Source organism: Pseudomonas sp. 1152_12 (assembly GCF_052850675.1).
Genome location: NZ_VXCW01000015.1, coordinates 96,930 through 120,600, shown reverse-complemented (window position 1 = coordinate 120,600; position 23,671 = coordinate 96,930). Strand labels below are relative to the sequence as shown.

The following is a 23,671-nucleotide window of genomic DNA, read 5'->3' as shown; positions in this document are numbered from 1 at the left end:
GATAAGTCCAGGATTAACGTTTAGCCTTCAAAAGCACAGCAACACCGAGGAAGGCGGAAAGAATAGAGCCCATCAGCACTCCAACCTTTACCTCATCGACCAAATGCGGACTATTCGGGAAGGCCAACGCCCCGATAAACAGGCTCATTGTGAAACCAATACCGCACAGCAGCGCTACGCCGTACAGCTGAGGCCAATTGCATTGCTCTGGCAGCTTGGCCAACCCTGCGCGAATCGCCAGCGCAGCCAAACCAAACACGCCAATTTGCTTGCCTAGCAATAGCCCAAGCGTGACTCCCAGAGGCACCGGGTCGATCAGGTTACTGGGCGAGATACCAGCAAGAGAGACACCCGCATTGGCAAAACCGAAGATGGGCACAACGGCGAAAGCGACCCACGGATGCAGCTTTCCTTCCAGGTAGATGAGCGGTGATTTGCGCTCGCTGCTCGCTGCTCGCATCGGAATGCACAGTGCGAGAATGACACCTGCCAGCGTCGCGTGGATACCCGACTGAAGCATAAAGAACCACAGCAGAGCGCCTGCTATCAGGTAAGGCCAAAGCCTGGTCACACCGAACCGGTTGAGCATCACCAGGAACACAATAACGCCCAGTGAGGCCAGTAGCATGCTGACCGACAAGCCGCTGGTGTAAAACAGGGCGATGATCAGTACGGCGCCAAGGTCATCAAGAATCGCCAGCGCGGACAGAAAGATTTTCAACGAAATGGGCACGCGTTTACCCAGCAGCGACAGTACGCCCAAGGCAAACGCGATATCGGTCGCTGCAGGAATAGCCCACCCCCCCAAGGTTTCGGCATTGCCCCAGTTGACCGCAATGTAGATCAAAGCAGGCACCAGCATACCGCCTAGCGCGGCGAACCCTGGAAGTGCGCGCTGGCTCCAGCTCGATAATTGGCCGACCAGCATTTCACGCTTGATCTCCAACCCGACCAACATGAAAAAGACAGCCATCAGGCCGTCATTGATCCAGTGCTCAACCGAGAGACCAACAACTTTTACGTGCAGTGACGAGAAGTAAAGCTCTGCCAACGGGGAGTTGGCGACGAGAAGTGCTATCAAAGCAGCAGCCATGAGTATCAGGCCACCCGCTGACTCCGCGGCCAGGAATCGGGAGAAAAAAGCGCGAGTGGCGCGTGATTCACGATGGCCGTGGGTTTTATTCGGACGTGAAGATTTCAAGCTCATAGGCACAGCCACTCCGCGCGGCGGCCCGACCTGCGCTGAATTAAACCTGCCCTCCCGCGTTTTGCGGTGACACCCATGGGCGCATTCTACATGATACGTTCGTACAAACCCGCCTATCGGTTGTGCGCGTGCGCTACAGCGGGTTAGTATCCTGAGGTTTATCGACGACACGCCGAAGGAGTTACCTTGCCCCGTTCCAGCTGGCTGCCTACGCCGCCATAGCGCACCGCCCCCTCGCACGACCCTGACCGCCTCCTAACTGCGGTCGTATTTTGCTGCGCCTGCTTTTTTGCCCGCAGCCACCCCATAACTCAATTGAAGACAGATACACATGCACTGCTCAGCGCCCACTGCTGCGCGGTATGTGATGCCTGCCATGGGTGAATCAATGTTTGAAAAGATCAAAGCCGCGTGGCTGTCGAATATCCGAGCCGATGTCCTCGCGGGCCTCGTTGTTGCACTGGCCCTTATTCCAGAGGCTATTGCCTTTTCTATTATTGCCGGCGTCGACCCCAAGGTTGGACTTTATGCCTCGTTCTGTATCTGCACGGTGATCTCCTTTGTTGGGGGGCGCGCGGCGATGATCTCTGCGGCCACCGGCGCCATGGCATTGCTCATGGTCAACTTGGTCAAGGATCACGGCCTTCAGTACCTTCTCGCTGCCTCGCTGACGTGCGGCGTACTTCAAATAATCGCGGGCTATCTGCGGCTGGGCGAGCTGATGCGCTTCGTATCGCGATCAGTTGTCACAGGTTTCGTTAACGCCTTGGCGATCCTGATTTTCATGGCGCAGCTGCCAGAACTCAGCGGGGTAACCTGGCCCGTTTACGCCATGACCGCTGGCGGACTGGCGATTATTTATCTGTTCCCAAGGCTGCCGGGCGTAGGAAAACTGCTCCCCTCGCCGCTCGTATGCATCATCGTGCTGACTGCGATTTCGATCTACATGGGCCTGAACATACATACGGTGGGCGACATGGGCTCGCTGCCTGACAGTCTGCCGATATTCATGTGGCCGAGCGTGCCGCTAAACCTTGAGACACTGCTGATCGTACTGCCCTACTCTGCCGCGCTGGCAGTCGTCGGTTTGCTGGAGTCGATGATGACGGCGACCATCGTCGACGACCTGACCGACACGAGCAGCGACAAGAATCGTGAATGCAAAGGCCAGGGTATCGCCAACATCACCAGCAGCCTCATTGGCGGCATGGCAGGCTGCGCGATGATCGGGCAGTCGATGATCAACGTTAAATCTGGCGGACGAACCCGTTTGTCTACGCTGAGTGCAGGCGTTTCACTGCTGATTATGATGATCTTCATGGGCGACTGGCTCGCCCGCATACCGATGGCCGCGCTGGTCGCCGTGATGATCATGGTCTCCATCAGCACCTTCAGTTGGGACTCCATCCGCAATCTCAGAGACTATCCGCTCTCAACGAACATCGTGATGCTGGTCACGGTGGTCGTAGTCGTCGCGACCCATAACCTGGCCTACGGCGTTGTCGCAGGCACCTTGCTGGCCGCCATGTTCTTCGCCAACAAAATCGGACATTACCTGCAGGTCACTTCTCAGCATGACCCCGCACATGCCCATCGCACTTACTACGTCACAGGCCAGGTGTTTTTTGGCTCAGCAGATAGGTTCACTCATTCGTTCGATCTTAAGGAACGACTGGAGACACTGACCATCGATCTTCGAGAGGCCCACTTTTGGGATATCACTTCAGTCGCTGCGCTCGACAAAGTAGTGCTGAAGCTGCGTCGAGAAGGGGTTCACGTAGATGTCATCGGGATGAACCAAGCTACTTCCACGATCGTGGATCGCTTTGGCGTTCACGACAAACCGAATGGCATAAATAAGCTGATGGGGCATTAATCGAGCCCGCGCAAACCTGTTCATTGCACTCAATCGAACAGATTGCAGCCCACAAAGACGTCATGGGGTTGTGAAATATTCGATCGAAGGGCTATGCAATCGGCAGGTTTTGCCGGTTTTGTTCTCAAAGCTTGTTAGGATAAAGGCGTTTACATCTCGTTTTACCATAGGAACAGCGGGGATAATCACAACTACACGTTAAGACGTGCCAACAACAAGGAGATTCTTATGGTTGAAAAGCCTACGGATGATCGGCCTAACACCCCTCACGTCCCCAGTGAGGACGGTATTCCTGCTCCAAGTGGAGCTGCCAATCTGATCGACACCGACTATGTTATTGGTCAAGACAATATCAAGGGAGAGTTTTCGTTCTCGCTCGATATCCATGGCAAAGTCTTCATCATTTCAGCGGCCACCATCCTGCTGTTCGTGATTTTGACACTGGCCTTGCAGAATGAAGTAGAACCCCTCTTCAGCGCTATCCGGAACTGGTTGACCAGCCACCTCGCCTGGCTCTTCATGAGCATTGCGAACGTTTTTGTGGTGCTGTGCATTGCGCTGATTTTCTCCCCGCTGGGAAAGGTGCGTTTGGGCGGCAGAGATGCCAAACCAGACCACTCCTACGTCGGTTGGTTTTCAATGCTGTTTGCCGCGGGCATGGGCATTGGCTTGATGTTTTATGGCGTCGCCGAACCCATGTCGCATTACGCGGCGTCCATGGGAGGCGTGACAGTTGATGCGAGCGGAGTGCGTACAGACTGGGCGCCGCTGGGCGGTGCAGCAGGCGATATGAAAGCATCCGCCGATTTGGCAATGGCCGCGACGATCTTTCACTGGGGACTTCATCCCTGGGCGATCTATGCGATTGTGGCGTTGTCCCTGGCGTTGTTTTCTTACAACAAGGGCTTACCGCTTTCGATACGCTCAATTTTCTATCCACTGTTGGGTGAGCGCGTTTGGGGCTGGCCGGGGCATATCATCGATATCCTGGCGGTATTCGCCACGCTATTTGGGTTGGCAACTTCTCTGGGTATTGGCGCAGAACAGGCTGCCGCGGGGATTGAATATCTCTTTGGGATAAAATCGACGAATCTCAGTAAAGTCGTGCTGATCGTTGGTATCACCTTGATCGCGCTGTGGTCAGTCCTTTCCGGTTTGGACAAAGGCGTCAAAATGCTTTCCCAGATCAATATGGGACTCGCATTACTCTTGCTGGTGTTTATCATCGTAGTGGGGCCAACCTTGGCCATCTTCACCGGGTTCTTCAAGAACCTGGTGACCTATGTTGAATACCTGCCGGCGCTGTCAAATCCATTCGGCCGCACTGACACCCAATTCACCCAAGGCTGGACGGCCTTCTACTGGGCGTGGTGGATCAGTTGGTCGCCGTTCGTCGGCATGTTTATCGCGCGCGTCAGTCGTGGTCGAACGGTCAGAGAGTTTCTGATCTCGGTCTTGCTCGTTCCCTCAGTGGTGTCTGTGCTGTGGATGACAACGTTCGGTGGAACGGCCATTGACCAAACGACCTTACAGGGCTTGGTGGGCGTCAAGGACGCTGTGCTGGAGCTGAAGTTGTTCGCCATGCTGGGAGAGCTGCCACTTAAAGAAATCACCTCCTTCTTAGGCATCGTTCTGGTCATTGTGTTTTTTATTACCTCCTCGGACTCAGGTTCCTTGGTCATCGACACGATCACCGCGGGCGGCAAGGTGGATGCGCCTGTGCCTCAACGCGTGTTCTGGGCGGTAATCGAGGGCGTGATTGCTATTGCCCTCCTGTTGGGCGGCGGTCTCGTAGCACTGCAGGCAATGGCAGTGTCCACAGGGTTGCCTTTCGCAATCGTTTTAATGCTGGGATGCATATCCCTCGTGAAAGGACTGATGTCTGAGCCTCGTTAGCCAATAGGGCTTTCGCTGTCAGCGCACAGCAAACACACCCGTGACGCCATCGCCTAGGGCGATGGCGTCAGTTTGAGCAGGCGGGTATTAACGAGAGAAAAAACCGTCCCGGTAAGAAGTGGGTACATGCATGATCGCTCACGATCTGGCTGTCAGCAGCGTTTGGTATTAGACACTTAAACGTAGCGCAGCACTGTCGTGCATCGCAATGATGCGCGCAGACGACTGAGCAGAGCACTTAAAAGCGAGCGGCCTGATTAAGTTTATTAACGTCAGGTCGATAGGCTAGATACCTAGATCATTCCCTCGCAGTCAGGAAGTTCGCATGCACCTTAGAAACCTCAACGTAGCGCCACGAGCTTCCTTGTTTTTCGCGTCGATCATTGCATTGGTCTTTGTACTCGGCGCGGTCGCTGCTGTGCAAATGGGCAAGCTGCGGGACGCCGAAAAAGATGTCGAAAACAATTGGCTTCCAAGTATCCGACAAACGGCGTTGATGAACGTTGGCTCAATGCGGCTCAGACTTGAAACCCAGCGTGCACTTGCTGACCCTAAAGCACTTCAATCGACGGTTGCGTCCTTCGCAGGCTACCGGAAGGCTTTCGCGGATGCGGTGGTAAATTATGAGCCTCTGATCGCTAGTAACGACGAACGCACGCTTTATCAAGTAGTGACAGCGTCCGCCGATGCGTACGCCAAACAACTGGATATCCTCGAACCGTTGATGGCGCGCGGAGACATACCTGCCGCCGTCAACCTGGTGAGTACAGGTATACGGCCGTTGACGAATAGGATGGAGGCTGAAATCAAAACCCTGACTGACTTCAACAACAATGGCGCAACAGCGGCCGGGCAATACGCAACCAATACTTACTCCGAAGGCATCTGGACAATAATTGGCCTTATTACCGGCGTCGTCGTCCTGACTGTCGGGTTGGCAATACTTCTGACCAAGAGCATTACGACCCCGATCGGTGCAGCGTTATCGGTGGCCGAACGCATTGCCGGCAGCGACCTTTCCAAAGAAGTGCACGTTAGTGGGAAGGATGAAGCCGGACGTCTGTTAAACGCACTGGCCCAAATGCAAGAGAACCTTCGCAAAACCATCATGCAAATCGGTGATTCATCGACACAACTGGCCTCTGCCGCAGAAGAAATGACCGCCGTCACGGAGGCGTCCAGTCGAGGTCTCATCTCACAAAATGATGAGGTCAACCAAGCCGCCACGGCGGTCACTGAGATGAGTGCGGCTGTTGATGAGGTGGCCCGTAATGCGGAGTCGGCCTCGGAAGAGTCGCGTCGTACTCAGGCATTTACCGAGACCGGTTTGGAGCGAGTCTCTCAAACATTGAAGTCCATTCAAAAACTCAGCGGAAATGTTGAAATCACGAGTGACCAGATTCAGGTTTTGTCACAGCGTGCGCAAAGCATCAACAAGGTCGTGGAAGTGATTCGTGCAATCGCGGAGCAAACTAACCTTCTAGCGTTGAATGCCGCGATTGAGGCCGCAAGGGCCGGTGAGCAAGGTCGTGGATTTGCGGTAGTCGCTGACGAGGTAAGGGCATTGGCGCACCGTACGCAGTCGTCGACTCAAGAGATAGAGCAGATGATCTCGGCCATGCAGACTGATTCAGCCGAAGCCGTTGAGGCCATGAGCAAAAGCAAAGAGTTGGCAACTCAATCGCTTGATGTCGCACAGGAGGCGAGCAGTTCACTGGATCAGATCGCGAAGGCGATTACACAGATTAATGAGCGCAATATGTTGATTGCAACCGCGTCAGAAGAACAGGCACATGTTGCCCGCGAAGTTGACCGTAATCTTGTCAGTATCCGAGAGCTTGCCGTCCAGAGCTCTGCGGGCGCCAGTCAAACAGCCACCGCGTGCGGGGAAATGTCGAAGTTGGCGGTTGACCTTAATAAGATGGTGAATCGCTTCGTCGTTTGAAAAAATGACGCCGGACACACGATGTGTGCCTGGCGCGATGAGGGCTCTCAAACGGATCATGGGACACGCTGAGTGCTTGACTGGAAGTCTTTTGCAAGCTCAATGGCCGAGGAATATCGGTCGGGCAGGCGCTAGCGTTTCACTACCAAGCGGTGACTCAGTTCCACAACTCGCCAACAGGCGTGGACGCTGAGTAATAAGTCGCCACCTGCGCCTGCAACAATTCTGCGGTCGCCAGGGCATCGGTTAATGCATGGTGCGCGTGATAAGCCGGAAGGCCAAGGCGCGCACGGCTATCCGCCAGCCTTATGGACGGTTGTGGGCGCCCCATAAGTCGAGCGAACCACCCGCGCTTTTGCCGGTGTAGTCGGGCTTCCAACTGCATCGTATCGATGACCGGGAACTCAAACCCTTCCCCTAAATGCCTACGCACTGCCTGATCCAAAAAGGCCCGCTCAATATTCCGATAATGGACCACCATCACCTTGCCTGCCATGGCCTCCAGCAACGGGGCCAGCACCTGCTCAAAGGTGGGCGCATCTGAAATTTCAGCATGGGTTATGTGATGAAACGTCACTGATTTTTCATTTAGCTCGGACGCTGGTTTTATTACCCAGTAAAGCGAGTTCCCACAATAAATGCGCTGCAGCGTGAACGGCATTACCCCGATGCTCACAACGCTGTCAGCTTGTGCATCAAGGCCGGTAGTTTCCACGTCCATGGCCAGCAGTTGCACGCTGTCAATGGAAGCCTGTGCCGAGACCGCGCCGGCTTGATAGAACTGTCGCAAGCGGCTGTTAACGGCGTTGTCTGCCAGGGTCTCGAACTTTGAAGACCACTCGAGCATTTTATGATCGGGCTGCGCTTTCACGTGTTTCATGACGGCAGGCGACCCTTTGATGGATAGCGGAATCTTAAGAAATTCTGGCCATTACTCAAGACCTGAAACGCCTCTTTTAAGTTATGTCGCTCACTGTTGGAAAAGCGTTCCGGTTCGACGTAATTATTGAGCGCAGCGCCCTGCTCCAGTGCGTCAACCTGGTGTCGAATTCGCACCATCGAGAGGAACTCCAGCGCGTATCGCAGTTGCTTTAAGGCTTCAGGCGGAATGACGTTGCTGTTCGCGATGGCATCCATGCGATCAAATGAATTCTGCGCGGTACTGCCACACGCGAGCGCGTGGATGCGGATCAGGTCCGTCAGCGGTGCGGTGCCTCGCCCCTTGAGGTTGATGATCCGTTTGTGCTGCCCGTCTGTCTCAACGACAAAAGTACGGAAAAAGCCCAATGGAGGCGTCCGGTTAAGGGCAATCCGAGCCATGGCACTCAAAAAAACAGGATGTGTGCTGGATTTTCGAGCGCACAGAACCTTAAGCTCCTGTACGAGTTCCAGTTGGCCAAATACGCCGTCCAGGTCGAAAAAAATACAACTATTGAGCAACGTCGTCGGGTTAGGCTTTTCGATCCACTGATCAAAATAACTTCGCCATACCTTCAACGGCTGACGCCACTGATCGTTCGTCGCCATGATCCCGCCTTTGCAATAGCTGTAACCGCACGCGGCCAGGCCATCACTTACAAACGTCGCCAACGCTCGGAAGTAAGCATCGTGCTGGAGCGGATCGAAGCGGTCGTCGAGCACCAAGGCATTATCCTGGTCAGTCACCAACAACTGCTCATCACGCGCCATGGAACCCAGCACCATGAAGCAGTAAGGCACCGGAGGCGGCCCCAGCTTTTTCTCTGCCAGTTCCAGCAAACGCTGGGTAAAGGCCCGGCCAATACCGGAAATCGCGCTACCAATCATGTGCGCCGTCGCGCCGTCACGCACCATGCGGATATAGGTTCCGCGCAGGTCACGCAAAAGCGATTTCAGACCGTCGACCGACGTCTGGTTGGAGATTCTGTTTACCAGGTACAAACTGCTGTGTGACTCGTAGCGGATAATATCCGACAGGTTGATCAGCCCGATCGGATGGCCATGATGGACCACCGGCAGATGGTGAATATTACGGCGCAACATCACCAGCATCGCTTCAAACACGGAGTCGTCTGCGCCTATCGCTACCGGCTCGGCCGTCATGATGTCTCGGGCAGACGTTTCGTCAGCGTTTCGACCGGCCGCGACAACGCGTGTGCGAAGGTCCCGATCCGTCACGATCCCTTGGATTTCAGCCGCCTGCAAGCCCGCAGAAGACATCACCAGAACGCAAGAAACGCTTTGCTCGGTCATGATTTTTGCCGCGTCGCCGACGCAGGTATCCGACGTGACCCATACCAAGGGTCGAGAGATAAGGCCTCGGCATTTGAGCTGAATAAGCTCGCTCGCGCGCCCCTGCGCCTCAACGGCAGTCTTGAGCCTGGAATGCCCCTCAGCTTCAACGAAGTCGGCGAACGCATCATGCTGCGCACACAGGTCGGCGAAGACGTCGGCGGGTATGTAATAAATCAGGCTATCTTCCAAGGCTCTGGCGGGAAAGCGCACCTTGTTACTGCGCAACAGACCGGCCTGACCGAACAGATCGCCTTCGACAAGTCGGTTGTAGAGCTCGCCATTGCGCCGGTAAATCTCCACCGCACCGCTACGTACATAGTGCAAGTCATGAATGATCGCGCCCGCTTCAAGGATGTCACTGCCGGCCTTGAAATAACTCACTTCTACCCGCCGAGCGATGGCGTCTACCGATTCCTTTGGCAGCGTATCAAATGGAGCGAAACGGTAGAGGTGGTCGCTAATCTCCTGTAACTCGATTTGCATGAAACCTCGAAATGCTGAAAAGAATAAAAAGTGCGAGCGCCCTACATGGCAAAGGGCAGTAGTCTTTCTGTGTCGCCCACCACATCACATCCCGATACGAGGATCAAGCGCCGCGTCTGATCTACGCTATGAGTGGCAGCAACTGCTGCGCAACGGCTGGCCGTCATATTTACACTCCCGGCAGGCGCGGCATTCACTGAATCCACAGCGCAGGCGGCGGTTATTTCTGAACGCTCAGAGGTATTTGCGATCTGCATTGCCGAGGGTGCTTTCCTCATCCTGTGCTTTTGGAGCGGGTCAATGCTGGACATTATTGCGATCTTCCTTTGCATCACAGCAGTACTCGCCTATCTCAATCGGCGCTACGTTGGCCTGCCATCCGCCATCGGTGTGATGGGCATTGCCTTGGGCCTGTCACTGTTGAATATGGCCTCCGATGCGCTGGGCTTTCATGCTTTGCATACCCTTGAGCAATCGCTGGTGGAGTCCATCGACTTTTCCGAACTGCTGATGCAAGGCATGCTGTCATTGCTGCTCTTTGCAGGCGCGTTGCATGTGGACCTGTCGGAGCTGCGGGCTTACAAATGGCAGGTGGCATCCTTGGCAGTGGTCGGGACAACGCTCTCAACCTTGTTCATCGGCTTCGGGCTCTGGGCGCTGTTGTCCCTCACAGAACTGCAGCTACCGCTGTCTTATTGCCTGGTGTTTGGCGCGCTGATCTCCCCCACCGACCCCATCGCCGTGATGGGTATTCTGAAATCTGCCGGCGCGCCGCATAGCGTGGAACTGGTCATTTCCGGTGAGTCATTGTTCAACGACGGTGTGAGTGTCGTGCTGTTTTCACTGATCGTCGCAATGATTGCCAGCGGGGCGACACCGTCGGTTGTCGGCGCATCGCAGCTGTTACTGAAGGAAGCCGGAGGCGGTGCTCTGCTAGGTGCCTGCGTGGGCTATATCACTTACAGAATGCTCAAGAGTATCGATAGCTATCAGGAGGAAGTGCTCATCACCCTGGCCGCTGTTCTCGGCGCCTATGCACTCGCCACTCAGCTCCATGTTTCGGGCCCATTGGCGATGGTGGTGATGGGACTGATTGTGGGTAACCAAGGGCGCTCCCATGCCATGTCCGAGCAGACTGAAAAAAACCTGGACATGTTCTGGGAACTGATCGATGAAATACTCAACGCAGTGCTGTTTGTATTGATCGGGTTGGAAGTCGTTCTGATCCAGTTCTCCAACCCATTGCTCACCACGGGCCTGCTGGTCATAGTGCTGACCTTGTTATCACGCTTGTTGACTGTAGGGGTTCCGATTGCGGTATTGGGTAAACGCTTCCGCCTACCGCAGGGTGCCTGGAGTGTGATGACCTGGGGCGGCCTGCGTGGTGGGATATCGGTGGCATTGGCGTTGTCGCTGCCCCCAGGCGCGGCTCGCGATATCGTGGTTTCCCTGACGTATCTGGTGGTCGTTTTTTCTATTCTGATCCAAGGCATGTCGATCGGGAAATTGGTCAAGCGAGTCATTCCGTGTGCGGCAACCAAAGACGCTGGATGAACCCTCAGCCAGACAAAATACTCTATTGAGGATTATCAACTCACCGCCTTCGTTTCCTTGAACCCTTGCGATGGGTCCCCTCGTCTTATTTGCAGAAGGTATAAAAAATGCTTGCACGCTGGCGCTGGGTGTTACACCAATTGACCAAACGGCTGTGGTTCAGGGCGAGTCTGTTTTCCTTGCTGGGCATTGCGACCGCGTTACTCGCCGTTGTGTTCAAGGACTACATTCCCGAATCGTTGCCCGCCCGCATCGGTGCCGACGCCGTCGATAAGATATTGGGCATCATTGCCTCAAGCATGCTCGCGGTGACGACCTTTTCGTTAAGTACCATGGTCAGCGCTTACAGTGCAGCGAGCAGCGGCGTGACGCCCCGTGCCACCACCCTGGTGATGGAAGACACTACGACACAAAATGCCCTGGCCACCTTTATCGGCTCATTCCTGTTCAGCCTGGTGGGGATCATTGCCCTGAGTACCGGCGCCTACGGTACACAAGGGAGGGTATTGCTATTCGCGGTAACCATCGCCGTGGTCATTCTGATTGTCTACACACTGCTGCGCTGGATCGATCATTTGTCCAAGCTTGGGCGGGTAGGAGAAACCATTGACCGTGTCGAGCAGGCAACCATTGATGCCATTAACCATCGCGTCCAATGGCCGCATTTGGGCGCCGCCGCCTACCCTTGCGAGTCAACGGTCCCCCGTTCTGCGCTGATCATCACCAGCCTTCAGACGGGATACGTCCAGCACATCGACGTTCAGGCGTTAGGCGCGATCGCTAAAGCAGACGAGATACAGATATTTATGGACGTCCTGCCGGGAAGCTTCGTGCATGTAGGCATGCCGCTCGCCCGAACCGTCAGCTTGAGCAAGGCGCGCGCGGAGGACCTGGCGTCGAGCAGCGAAAAAATCATCGCCACCCTGGCTATCGGCGTGCGTCGCACGTTTGAACACGACCCAAGGTTCGGCCTGTCAGTGCTGTCGGAGATCGCCTCCCGCGCCTTATCGCCGGCCGTCAATGACCCCGGCACCGCCATTGACGTTATCGGCCGCGGCATCAGAAGCCTGACATGTTGGGGTAAACCTAAAGAACCTGCCGCGAAAATCGACGCTGACTGCCAGCACGTTTACCTGCGCGGTTTGACCGTGGATGACCTGTTCGATGACTTCTTCGCACCGATTGCCAGAGATGGCGCGGGCCTGGTGGAAGTCGACCTGCGTATGATGAAGGCCCTTGTGAGCCTGGCGCAGATAAACCCGGTGATGTTCAGGGGGGCCTGTACCCGGCACGCAGAACGGCTGCTCAAGCACGCGAACACTGCGCTTGTGCTCGAAGAGGATCGGCGCACGCTCAGCGCAGCGGCGCGACCGCTGCTGCACTGACCCACTCTACGTGTTGGCTTTTTGCGCGGCGGCGCCACTGCCCTCCGATTGCAGAAAGCCACGGGCCAACTGCTGATAGAGCTCGGGGCCCATCCTGGCACTGACTGCTTTGGCAATCAGCGCAACCGCCATCAGACTGATGACCATGCCATGGCTGTCGATCATCTCCATCACGATGATTGCAGAGGTGATCGGCGATTGCGTGACTGCTGCCAGAAACCCGACCATGCACAGTGCAATGATGGGCTGTGCCGCCAGAGCGAAGTATTCAGCAACATTGGCCCCGACAGCAGCGCCTACCGCCAAAGAGGGGGCAAAAATACCGCCCGGTATACCGGAAAAATAAGTGACGACGGTCGCAAGAAACCGCGTAATTGGTGCGTGCCACGGCAAACCGACATCGGACACGATGATCTGCGAGGTGATCCCGTAACCGCTGCCAAAGGACATCCCGCCGCTGAGCCAACCGAGAATCGCCACGATCATACCGCAGCCACCTGCAAACCAGACGGGATGCAGGCGGCGCCACTCCCAGACGACAAAACTGCGATACCGCTGTGGCCACAGGAGCATCCGACTGAACAACCCCCCCATAAGGCCACAGCCAATACCAATCGCCAGTACCGGAACAACGATATCGAGATTGGCCTCTTGTACGTCGAAATGCCCGAAATAGTTGTAGTTGCCCTGCAAGGCAATCGCGACCATCCCCGACAAAATGATCGTGCTGAGCAACACCCCGCTGGTGCGGGTTTCCAACTTGCGCCCCAGCTCCTCTACGGCAAAGGCCACACCGGCCAAGGGCGTGTTGAAGGCGGCGGCAATCCCCGCTGCGCCGCCGGCCAGGATAAGGTCTTCAGGGCGAATGATGCGTGCGTTGGGCAGGTAACGGTGAAAGAAATGCATGATCGAGGCGGCGACTTGCACCGAAGGCCCTTCACGCCCCGCTGAAAAACCACCGGTCAGGGCCAGGGTACCGAGCCCTATCTTGGCGAAGGCCAGACGCAACGACACCAACTTATTCACGGGCTTGCCTTGGTGGGCCAACCGTGTGGCCGCGATCACCTGGGGAATACCGCTGCCTTGGGCCCCGGTAAAAAAACGCGAGGTCATCCACACCACAAACATGCCGATCAGCGGCGTGTAGATAAACGGCAGCCACGGCCGGGCGGCGGCCTGTTGAGCGAACTGCATCAGCGCCAGGTCAGCCAGCCGGGCGAACATCACAACCAGCAAACCTGCGAGGGTAGCAGCGGCCCAGAGCGTCACTCGAGTACGCCATCGGATCGAAGCAAAGCGACGACGTATCAGCAATATCGGTTTGATCACCCGAGCGGATTCCCGTTGTTGAAATTCAATAAAATGTAATAACGAGGTTAACGGGTTAAACGCTCAGGTCCAACCGGCAGTGACCAGATAACTACAACCCCCACTCCCGCCTGACCGCTCGCCCGGCACCCTCAGCCAGCCATTCTGATACATAGTATGACTGTCCGCTCGCCACTGCGGTGATCAATCAACTACAGTTGAGTCGCTCTGAATAAAAACAAAACAAGCCGGAGAGATTCCCATGCGAGTAAAGAACCGCTTCATCCTGCTGGCAGCCGCCGCCACCCTGACACTCACCACCGCGACACAGGCAGCCCCGGTATTCATTAACATCCTGACAGGCGGCACCAGCGGGGTGTATTACCCGATCGGGGTCGGTCTCTCCCAGATTTACAATGAAGGCATCCCCGGCGTGAAGACTTCGGTTCAGGCCACCAAGGCCTCCGTGGAGAACCTGAACCTGCTGCAATCGGGTCGAGGCGAGTTGGCACTGGCACTGGGTGACTCGGTGGCGGATGCGAAGAACGGCGTCGAGGAGGCCGGCTTCAATACACCCCTGACCAAGCTACGTGCCATTGCCGGCGCGTACCCCAACTACATTCAAATTGTGGCCAGCAAAGAGTCGGGTATCAAGACGCTGGCAGACCTTAAAGGCAAGACCATCTCGGTCGGAGCGCCGAAATCGGGTACCGAGTTGAACGCTCGCGCGATTTTCAAGGCGGCGGGCCTGACCTATGCAGACATGGGCAAGGTGCAATACCTGCCCTTTGCCGAGTCAGTTGAGCTAATCAAGAACCGGCAACTGGATGCCACCTTGCAGTCTTCCGGACTGGGCATGGCCGCCATCCGCGACTTGTCATCGGTGATGCCGCTGAACTATGTGGCGATCCCCCCGGAAGTGGTGGCGAACATCGGCAACGCGGCCTATCACAGCGCGATGATTCCGGCCAACACTTATGACGGCCAACCTGACGCGGTGCCGACGGTTGCGATCACCAACATTCTGGTAACCCGCTCGGATGTACCCGATGAGTTGGCGTACCAGATGACAAAATTATTGTTCGAAAACCTCCCCCGTCTGGGTAACGCTCATTCGGCTGCCAAGGACATCACCCTGGAGAACGCCACCAAGAACCTGCCGATTGCGCTTCATCCGGGCGCCGAACGCTACTACACCGAAAAAGGCGCGCTCTAGCGAGGCACGGCGCAGCGGCACCCGATCGCTGCGCCTACGGTTCGCCCTTTTTCCATGCAGTGAGGCAGGCAGCTAATGAGTGAAGATCATCACGGCATCTCTGCGAACCCGCGAGACTGGCCAAAAACGCTGTTTTACGTCGCGTTGCTATTTTCGATCTTTCAGATCGTCACAGCAGCGTTTTCACCCTTTTCAAGCCAGGTACTGCGCGCGATACACGTCGGCTTCTTATTGTGGGTGGTCTACCTGAGCTATCCGGCCTATGGCAACAAGCGCCCCTGGCAACCATTGGCCTGGGTTCTCAGCCTGGCAGCCATTGTTACCGCCCTTTATCAATGGTGGTACGAGGCGGACCTGATCCAGCGCTCTGGGGACCTGACAACCGCGGACACGGTGATCGGCATTGTGCTGGTGGTGCTGGTGTTCGAAGCCGCTCGACGGGTAATGGGCATAGCCCTGCCGATCATATGCGGGCTGTTCCTGGCGTATGGCCTGTTTGGCGAGTATCTACCGGGGGAACTGGCACATCGAGGTTATGGTTTCGACCAAATCATCAACCAACTGTCTTTTGGCACCGAAGGGCTGTACGGCACGCCCACCTATGTTTCGGCGACCTACATCTTCCTGTTTATCCTGTTCGGCGCATTCCTCGAACAGGCAGGCATGATCAAACTGTTCACCGACTTTGCCATGGGCCTGTTCGGCCACAAACTAGGTGGGCCGGCCAAGGTCGCCGTGGCCTCATCGGCGCTGATGGGCACGATTACCGGCTCGGGCATCGCCAACGTGGTGACCACAGGGCAATTCACCATCCCTCTGATGAAACGCTTTGGTTACCGGGCTGCCTTTGCCGGCGGGGTGGAAGCGACCGCCAGCATGGGCAGTCAGCTGATGCCGCCAGTCATGGGCGCCGTCGCCTTCATCATGGCCGAAACCATCAACGTACCGTTCGTGGAGATCGCCAAGGCGGCGTTGATCCCTGCCATCCTGTATTTTGGTTCGGTCTTCTGGATGGTCCACCTGGAAGCCAAGCGCTCCAACCTCAAGGGATTGCCCAAGGATCAATGCCCCAGTGCGTTGGGAGCGGTGAAGGAGAACTGGTACCTGCTGATCCCACTGCTGGTATTGGTCTACTTACTGTTTTCGGGGCGCACGCCATTGTTTTCCGGCATGGTCGGACTGGCACTCACGGCCATCGTGATTCTCGGCTCGGCGATCATCCTGAGAGTACAAAGCTTTGGCTTGCGCTGCGCTTTCTGGATGGCGCTGGGCATCCTCTGTACCGGCTTTTTCCAACTGGGAATCGGCGTGATCTTCGCCGTGATTGCAGTGCTGGTGGGGGTCTGTGGGTTCATCAAGGGCGGGCACGAAACCCTGACCATTTGCCTGCACGCCCTGGTAGAAGGTGCACGCCATGCTGTACCGGTTGGCATCGCGTGCGCCTTGGTGGGCATCATTATCGGCGTGGTTTCACTGACCGGCGTCGCGTCGACGTTTGCGGGGTATATCTTGGCGATCGGCCGAGACAACCTACTGCTTTCGCTGATTCTGACGATGATCACGTGCCTGGTGTTGGGCATGGGGATTCCCACTATTCCCAACTACATCATCACCAGCTCGATCGCAGCGCCTGCCCTTTTGGAGTTGGGCGTACCGTTGATTGTGTCGCACATGTTCGTGTTTTATTTCGGCATCCTCGCCGACCTGACGCCCCCAGTCGCCCTCGCCTGCTTTGCCGCAGCACCCATCGCCAAAGAGACCGGGTTCAAGATCAGCCTGTGGGCGGTGAGAATTGCCCTGGCGGGGTTTGTCATACCGTTTATGGCGGTCTACAACCCGGCGTTGATGCTGCAAGGTGATAACTTGTGGATGACCGCGTACATGCTGGTCAAGACCCTGTTGGCGGTCGGGCTCTGGGGCATGGCGTCCACCGGGTATTTGCAGCGCAAAATGCCCCTGTGGGAGCGAGTGCTGTGTGTGGTTGCTGGCGCCTTGCTGGTGGTGGCGTTACCGCTGACCGATGAATTGGGCTTCGCGCTGGGGATCGTGGTGATATTCCAGCATATCTGGCGGTCCCGACGTGCCGAGCCAGCCCTCCCATGATCGGCGTGTGCCTGGGCCTGACGGGTGTAGTGTGGGCCCAGCTGTCGGTTTCCCACTTCACGCTGGCCTGGGATCACACCATTGAAAAGATCCGCTGGGAGGAAGACTACCGCGTGACCGAGCCAGGGCTAGTGCTGGAAGAAGCACGTGTACGCGGTAACGGCGCGGGGATGGAGGTTCCAGACGACGCGCAACTGGAAAATGGCAGTTGGCACTACCGGCGCCTACTGCCACCCTTGCAACCCTTGCGCCTGGGGCGAACACCGGAGGCTGGCGATTACCAGCTGTGTGTGGATGGCCAGTGTTACGCCCTGAGTCATTGGGTGGGGGCGCCAACCACTCGCCATCCTTTCATTCAAATGTGGACGTGCAAAACCGACTGATGGCCGGATGACCACGTTCACCCTCATTTCCGCTCATCTCAATCAGCACGTTAGGGTGTTATCCGTAATATCTCCATGCTGGCGAGGTGGGCAGGTTAAGGTGGGTTAAGAAATAGTTAGTGTTCGCGCGCGCCCTAGATCAATAGGGTTCGCTGGCACTGGGTGTCGGCATTGAGTCGGGAGCACCGAAAGACAGGTTCAAAGGGAGGACATCATGAGTAATGCGTTGGTCATAGAGGACGACCAAGTGACGGCGGAAATCATCGTCGCCGAACTCCAACGCCACGGCTTCAGCTCAAAGTGGGCGGCCACCGGGCGCGACGGGCTGGCCCTGGCGATTGCAGGCGGCTACGACGCCATTACGCTGGATCGCATGCTGCCGGACTTTGACGGGCTGACGATTGTCAGCACCTTGCGCAGTCTCGGAATTCAGACCCCGGTCCTGATGATCAGCGCTCTTTCGGACGTAGATGAGCGCGTTCTCGGACTTCGTGCGGGCGGCGATGACTACCTGACCAAGCCCTTTTCGGCCGTCGAGATGGTCGCGCGTCTTGACGCATTGCTCAGACGCACCGCCACAGACCCCAGCAACCCACACCTCAGTTGCGGCAACCTGCGACTGGACTTGGTGGAGCACAAGCTGACTCGCAATGACGAAGACATCCCGTTGCTGCCCACCGAGTTCAAATTGCTCAATTTCCTGATGCGCAGTGCCGGCCAACTGGTCACTCGCACCATGCTCTTTGAAGGTGTCTGGGGCTATCACTTCGACCCCGGGACAAACATCATTGATGTGCACATCGGTCGGCTGCGTAAAAAGCTGGAAAGCGACAAAGACTCACCTGTGATCCATACAATACGCGGTGCCGGCTATGTCCTCGCTACCCAAAAATGAGCAATGGCGCTCGTCCGGTAGTCGATTGATCGGGTTTTACGCGGTGTTTTTCGTGGCCTGGGGAGCACTCTTTACCGGTGTGCTGTACTGGGAAATCTCTCACTATCTGGGCACGGTTGCCGAGCGTACGTTGTTGCAGCGCGCCCACTACTATCAAAAGGTCGACGACTCGAACCTGCTTGCTGAGCTGGCGGCGAGTGAGGCTTACTCGACTCCCGGGATCGACGCCTACGGTTTGTTTGCACCCGATGGCACCCATGTCGCCGGCGACCTGCTGAAACTGCGCTCCAACCTGCCCGACGATGGCCAGGTTCATTACCTTGAGCGCGGCCTGAGCATTGCGCTACCCAGCACAGAAACCCGAAGCAGCTATGCCTTGCTGTCACGGCGCGCCGACGGGCATATTCTGATTTTGGCACGTGACGGCGGGTCGATTTCCGCCGTGGGTGGCATTATCGAGCAGGCCCTGATGTGGGGGTTGTCATTAACCCTTATCCCCGGACTGATTGGCTGGCGCTTACTGCGACGTCGCCCATTGCGCCGCGTCAAACGCCTGCAGCTGTGTACCGAAAGTATCGTTTCGGGCAACTTGGCTGAGCGTTTGCCGTTGTCAACACGCCGCGATGAACTGGATATGCTGGCCAACGCCGTCAATACGATGCTCGATCACATTGAGCAGTTGATGCATGAAGTGAAAAGCGTCTGCGACGGTATTGCCCATGATTTGCGCACACCTTTGACACGCTTACGCGCACGGCTCTATCAGCTCCAGCAATTGCCGCTGGCCCATGAACATAAGCAGACCTTGAACCAGGCGTTTGAGGAGAGCGAGTCGATCATGGTGCGCTTTCAAGGGCTGCTGCGTGTCGCCGAGCTTGAGGATATTCGCCGCCGCTCCGCCTTTGCGCCCTTCCCGATCATGGCGCTGTTGAAACAGGCGCATGAGTTTTACGAGCCGATGGCATTGGACCGCGCCCAAACGCTTAGGCTGGACATTCCCAGCGATTGCCCCCGGGTGTATGGCGACTCTTCGCTACTGTTCGAAGCGCTGGTCAACCTGCTCGATAACGCCATTAAATTTACCCCTGAGGGCGGCCATATCCAATTGCGGGGGAGTATCAAGGACGCAGCGGTCATTATTGAAGTCATCGACGATGGCACCGGCATCCCTGAAGCGGACCGTACGCATGTGATTCGCCGGCTCTATCGCGGCGAGGGAAGCCAGATAAACCCTGGCCACGGCTTAGGCCTGTCGTTAGTCGCCGCCATCGTGAAATTGCACGGATATACACTGGATCTCCACCCAGGCGCCTCGGGCAGGGGAACACGCGTATTGATTCACTGCCCGATGTTCAGCGCTCAAGCCACGGATTGATCGGCACCCGAAGATTAAATTTAACTTAATACTGGTTAATTTGAGCGCCCTGCCACCCAGGCCTAGTTTGACAGCACGTATTGCTGACCCAAGGCCTTTTGCTTGTGAAATATCTGTTGTTCCTGCGTGTGTTAACCGTGCTGTGTGTAACGCCACCACTTCTTTGGGCGAATGCCGTTTTGGCTGCCAGCGCCACCCTGGGGGCCATGATCCCCGCCGCGCCGAAGCTGGGCGCCGACGCCTGGATACTCATCGACGCAGAAACGAACAAGGTCATTACCAGCCACAACAGTGATGCACGCCTGCCACCGGCCAGCCTGACCAAGTTAATGACTGCGTACATCACGACGCATGAGCTCAAGTCCGGCCTGATAAGCGCCAATGATGAGGTCGTCGTGAGCGAAAATGCCTGGCGTACAGGTGGCTCACGCATGTTTCTCAAGCCCGGCAGCTCTGCTTCGGTTCACGATTTGCTAAGCGGCGTGATCGTCGACTCAGGCAATGACGCAAGCGTTGCGCTGGCCGAACATATCGCGGGAAGCGAAGCCGGGTTTGTCGGGATGATGAACTCCACCGCTTCTGCACTGGGAATGCTCAACACCCACTTTATGAACGCCACCGGCCTGCCAGACCCGGAGCACTATTCTTCCGCACGCGACATGGCGACCCTGGCTCGAAAAGTCATCAACGAAGGGACCACCTATTACCCTCTTTACGCCAAGAAAACCTTCACCTGGAACGGCATTCAGCAATCCAACCGCAATACGCTTTTGTGGCGTAATTCCACCTACGACGGCCTGAAGACCGGGCACACAGAGGCAGCAGGGTACTGCTTGGTCGCCTCCGCACAGCGGGACGGGCAACGTTTGATCAGCGCAGTTCTGGGCGCCAGTAGCGCCCATAAGCGTACGGCAGAAACAGAAAAACTGATGGGGTACGGCTTTCGCTTCTACGACACCCAAACCTATAAGAAAGGTGGCGAAGTACTCTCGCAAGTCGCGCTCTGGAAAGGCATACAGCCCTACGTGAATGTGGGTTTGCTTGAAGACATGACCCTCACGCTGCCCAAGAATAAAAATCGCGACGTCGAGATGCGCCTGGCGTTTGATGGCCCCATCGAAGCCCCGATCACGGCAGGCACGGTCGTCGGAAGGCTCGAGCTGTTCGACGCTGAGCATAAGCTGGGGAGTCGCCCCTTGGTGGTCCTTGCGGACGCAGAGCAAGGCCATTGGTGGCAACGCTGGTGGGATACCGTGCATTTGTTTTTTACCCAGACAGTCCGCAACTGGTTCGATGAGGCCCAGGTAACGTGAATAGTGAGGAGAAGGTCATGAACTCCGATGATCTACGCAAAGAACTCGCGCTATCAAAATTCTTCGAAGGCGATTCATCCCTCAATGACGCTGTACAGGGACTGAGTCAGACTGAAAAGAAACTGTGTATTGAATCGGCCTTTGAGCAAGAGGCCGCAAGGCTTGGGGTAGAGGTATGGGAGCTGACGCTGACAGTGATTGCCCAGTCTCCCCAAGAGCTGAAACGCCTGACCCTGGCGTTCCATCGGGAAGTGTCAGAGATGGTTGAGATGACATGGAAGGATTACTGCACGCTGAATGGGGTCACCGAGTAGCCCTTGGGCCGCGCATGCATAGGCGCTTCGCGTCGCGACGGCCCGCAGTGCTGACCGTCAATCCTGGCTCAGCCTATCAACAGTGAGCACTCAATATCTCCAGAATACCGGCGTGACGAGCACTAACACTGTCAGGATTTCCAGCCGTCCCAGTAGCATGCCTAGGGTCAATAGCCATTTGGCGGCATCCGGCAGTGATGAAAAATTACCGGCTGGCCCAATGATCGTGCCAAGCCCAGGCCCGACGTTACACACCGCCGTAGCGGCACCGCTCAACGCCGTTGTCCAATCCAGCCCAATCAGACTCAGGCCCAAGGCAATTACAGCAATCGTGATGGTGAAGAAGAATGAGAACGTCAAAAGCGAACGTAAGATCTCTTCGTCGATGGGGTGGCCATTGTACTTTTTCTGAATCACGGCACGCGGGTGGATCAGTTGCTTCAAACTGCTCACCAGTAAAGTTGCCGCCACTTGAAAACGGAAGATTTTAAGCCCCCCCGCCGTGGAACCTGAACAGCCGCCCACAAAGGTCAAATAGAAAAAAAGCAACACCGAGAAGCTGCCCCACACGGTGTAATCGCCGACGGCAACACCGGTGGTGGTGACAACCGATGTCACATTCACCGCCACGATACGAAATGCATCCCACCATCCGTAATCGCTGTGAAGACAAAGCCAAGTACCTACCGCCAGCCACACGAAGACCAAGAACCCAATAAATCCACGAACCTGGTGATCCTTCAGCAGCGCGCGCCGATGGCCACGCAATGTCGCGACGTACAACGTAAAAGGCAGGCTACCCAGTATCATGATGGCAACTGCTACCCAGTGAATAGCAGGCTGTGTCCAATGCCCAAGCGAGGCATCCGACGTCGAGAAGCCACCGGTAGAGATCAACGACATGGCGTGATTGACGGCGTCAAATGGCGTCATCCCGGCAATCCAGAGCGCGAGCGTTCCGCCCCCCGTGAGTCCCAAATAGAGAAAAAGAATGTATTTGGCTGCCACATGGGAGCGCGGCGTCACTTTTTCCGACCAGTCTGAAGACTCTGTCTGGAACAGCCGCATGCCCCCTACTCGCAGCAGCGGAAGAATCGCCACGGCCATGCCGATAAAACCGATCCCACCCAGCCAGTGAAGCATCGATCGCCAGATCAATAGCCCCGGCGAGGCGGAGTCCAAACCACTCAACACCGTTGAGCCGGTGGTTGTGATGCCAGACATCGTTTCAAAAAAGGCGTCGGTGTAACTGATGTGACTGATAAACACCATTGGCAACGCCGCGAAGGTACACACCACCACCCAACTGCCGGTCGTCAGCAGGTACATATCCCTTGGACGAAGTTGAGCAGTCTCTGGGCGCCCTCGCATGACCAGCAACAGGCCGCAGATGAACGTAATCAAACTGGACCAAAGAAAGGCAGACAGATCGTCGCTGCGCTCATAGACCACCAAGGTGATCATGGGAATGGCCATGCTGATGGCCAACGTAATCAGAAACAGACCTAAGACAAAGCCGATGAGTCGTATTGCCGCGTGGGACATAAACAATAACCTGGCAAATTAGCGCCGCGCAGTATCGCGGCGCCAAAACTTCTCCACCCGTAAATTTTCCGTAAAGTTTTTAGGGTCTATGGGGCGCTTCGTCAACCTTAGCCTATTCCAAAGCGCACGCGGCTAAGGATCGTTACCTCAGCTTTTTTTAACCGCCAGACATTGCGCCCACCTTCACCCAACACGCCCCACCAGTGTCGAGTCAGCCAACGCCACTCGCCAAGCCTGCCATGACACGAAATCGCAGCCATCGGTAATTCGGGGCCATGGCCAGCCGCGATCCCTGCCTTAGATCACCTCGTCCTCCGAGGCCTTCAGGTGGAACATCCCCTTGACCTTGGTTTGCAGAGTTTTCGCGATGGCCTGCGCTTCTTCAAGTGTGGTGCCCCTCTCAAGGTGCAGGGTTATCCTGCCCTGCGCAGGCGAACTTGCAGTTGCGTGGAGTGGCTGACAAATAATCGAAACAGGGGCTTCATCCGGCGCATGCTCGGTGGGCGCCAGCTCCCTTACGATGTATTGATAAACAGCGGATAGCGGCTGGGTCATAGCGATTGCCTCAACAGGTGATTGCCAACGTGCGTTTGAGTGGC

General features: G+C 56.3%; 18 protein-coding genes. 12 read left to right on the top strand and 6 right to left on the bottom strand.

Annotation, left to right across the window (positions count from 1 at the left end):
- Positions 1-13 precede the first annotated feature (13 nt).
- Positions 14-1,207 carry a Na+/H+ antiporter NhaA gene (gene nhaA, locus FW764_RS24290; RefSeq protein ID WP_446436097.1) on the bottom strand — a complete coding sequence of 398 codons (1,194 nt, stop codon included), beginning with the start codon at positions 1,205-1,207 and terminating at the stop codon, positions 14-16.
- Between the two features lie 388 nt (positions 1,208-1,595).
- Between nhaA and FW764_RS24285 the strand changes: the two genes are divergently transcribed.
- From FW764_RS24285 to FW764_RS24275, 3 genes are all read left to right on the top strand, one after another.
- Entirely contained in the window at positions 1,596-3,083 is a 1,488-nt protein-coding gene (locus FW764_RS24285; protein ID WP_446436096.1) for a SulP family inorganic anion transporter, read from the top strand.
- A 228-nt stretch (positions 3,084-3,311) separates the two neighbouring features.
- Positions 3,312-4,979, top strand: coding sequence for a BCCT family transporter (locus FW764_RS24280; RefSeq protein ID WP_446436095.1), 1,668 nt, complete (start codon positions 3,312-3,314; stop codon positions 4,977-4,979).
- Between the two features lie 325 nt (positions 4,980-5,304).
- Positions 5,305-6,924 carry a methyl-accepting chemotaxis protein gene (locus FW764_RS24275; RefSeq protein WP_446436094.1) on the top strand — a complete coding sequence of 540 codons (1,620 nt, stop codon included), beginning with the start codon at positions 5,305-5,307 and terminating at the stop codon, positions 6,922-6,924.
- Between the two features lie 157 nt (positions 6,925-7,081).
- On the opposite strand, the gene FW764_RS24270 is transcribed toward FW764_RS24275, so the two are convergent.
- Positions 7,082-7,804, bottom strand: coding sequence for a 3'-5' exonuclease (locus tag FW764_RS24270; RefSeq protein ID WP_446436093.1), 723 nt, complete (start codon positions 7,802-7,804; stop codon positions 7,082-7,084).
- Positions 7,801-9,681 (bottom strand): DUF294 nucleotidyltransferase-like domain-containing protein, encoded by a 1,881-nt coding sequence (locus tag FW764_RS24265; RefSeq protein WP_446436092.1) that lies wholly within the window; start codon positions 9,679-9,681, stop codon positions 7,801-7,803. The genes FW764_RS24270 and FW764_RS24265 overlap by 4 nt, the downstream gene beginning before the upstream one ends.
- A gap of 300 nt (positions 9,682-9,981) precedes the next feature.
- On the opposite strand from FW764_RS24265, the gene FW764_RS24260 reads away from it, so the two are divergent.
- Entirely contained in the window at positions 9,982-11,235 is a 1,254-nt protein-coding gene (locus FW764_RS24260) for a cation:proton antiporter (protein ID WP_446436122.1), read from the top strand.
- 107 nt (positions 11,236-11,342) lie between these two features.
- Positions 11,343-12,620 (top strand): DUF2254 domain-containing protein, encoded by a 1,278-nt coding sequence (locus FW764_RS24255; RefSeq protein ID WP_446436091.1) that lies wholly within the window; start codon positions 11,343-11,345, stop codon positions 12,618-12,620.
- A gap of 6 nt (positions 12,621-12,626) precedes the next feature.
- Here FW764_RS24255 and FW764_RS24250 read toward each other — a convergent pair whose 3' ends face one another.
- A complete protein-coding gene (locus tag FW764_RS24250; RefSeq protein ID WP_446436090.1) occupies positions 12,627-13,949 on the bottom strand; it encodes a chloride channel protein in 1,323 nt (440 codons plus the stop codon).
- 241 nt (positions 13,950-14,190) lie between these two features.
- Here FW764_RS24250 and FW764_RS24245 point away from each other — a divergent pair, with 241 nt between their 5' ends.
- From FW764_RS24245 to FW764_RS24215, 7 genes are all read left to right on the top strand, one after another.
- Complete coding sequence (locus tag FW764_RS24245) at positions 14,191-15,144, top strand: TAXI family TRAP transporter solute-binding subunit (RefSeq protein ID WP_446436089.1); 954 nt, start codon at positions 14,191-14,193, stop codon at positions 15,142-15,144.
- A 75-nt stretch (positions 15,145-15,219) separates the two neighbouring features.
- Positions 15,220-17,247, top strand: a complete 2,028-nt coding sequence (locus FW764_RS24240) for a TRAP transporter permease (protein WP_446436088.1) — start codon at positions 15,220-15,222, stop codon at positions 17,245-17,247.
- Positions 17,244-17,630, top strand: coding sequence for a DUF1850 domain-containing protein (locus FW764_RS24235; protein WP_446436087.1), 387 nt, complete (start codon positions 17,244-17,246; stop codon positions 17,628-17,630). The genes FW764_RS24240 and FW764_RS24235 overlap by 4 nt, the downstream gene beginning before the upstream one ends.
- Positions 17,631-17,844: 214 nt before the next feature.
- Complete coding sequence (locus tag FW764_RS24230; RefSeq protein WP_446436086.1) at positions 17,845-18,525, top strand: response regulator transcription factor; 681 nt, start codon at positions 17,845-17,847, stop codon at positions 18,523-18,525.
- The gene (locus FW764_RS24225; RefSeq protein WP_446436085.1) at positions 18,503-19,900 is read left to right on the top strand and encodes a sensor histidine kinase; all 1,398 of its coding nucleotides are present in this window, start codon (positions 18,503-18,505) and stop codon (positions 19,898-19,900) included. The genes FW764_RS24230 and FW764_RS24225 overlap by 23 nt, the downstream gene beginning before the upstream one ends.
- Before the next feature lie 104 nt (positions 19,901-20,004).
- Positions 20,005-21,213: a D-alanyl-D-alanine carboxypeptidase family protein gene (locus FW764_RS24220; RefSeq protein ID WP_446436084.1), complete on the top strand. Its 1,209-nt coding sequence runs from the start codon at positions 20,005-20,007 to the stop codon at positions 21,211-21,213.
- Between the two features lie 17 nt (positions 21,214-21,230).
- Positions 21,231-21,527, top strand: a complete 297-nt coding sequence (locus FW764_RS24215) for a DUF6388 family protein (RefSeq protein WP_446436083.1) — start codon at positions 21,231-21,233, stop codon at positions 21,525-21,527.
- Positions 21,528-21,617: 90 nt separating this feature from the next.
- Here the strand turns inward: FW764_RS24215 and FW764_RS24210 are convergent, their stop codons facing one another.
- Positions 21,618-23,072: a TrkH family potassium uptake protein gene (locus FW764_RS24210; RefSeq protein ID WP_446436082.1), complete on the bottom strand. Its 1,455-nt coding sequence runs from the start codon at positions 23,070-23,072 to the stop codon at positions 21,618-21,620.
- A gap of 297 nt (positions 23,073-23,369) precedes the next feature.
- Positions 23,370-23,627 carry a hypothetical protein gene (locus tag FW764_RS24205; protein ID WP_446436081.1) on the bottom strand — a complete coding sequence of 86 codons (258 nt, stop codon included), beginning with the start codon at positions 23,625-23,627 and terminating at the stop codon, positions 23,370-23,372.
- Positions 23,628-23,671: the final 44 nt, after the last annotated feature.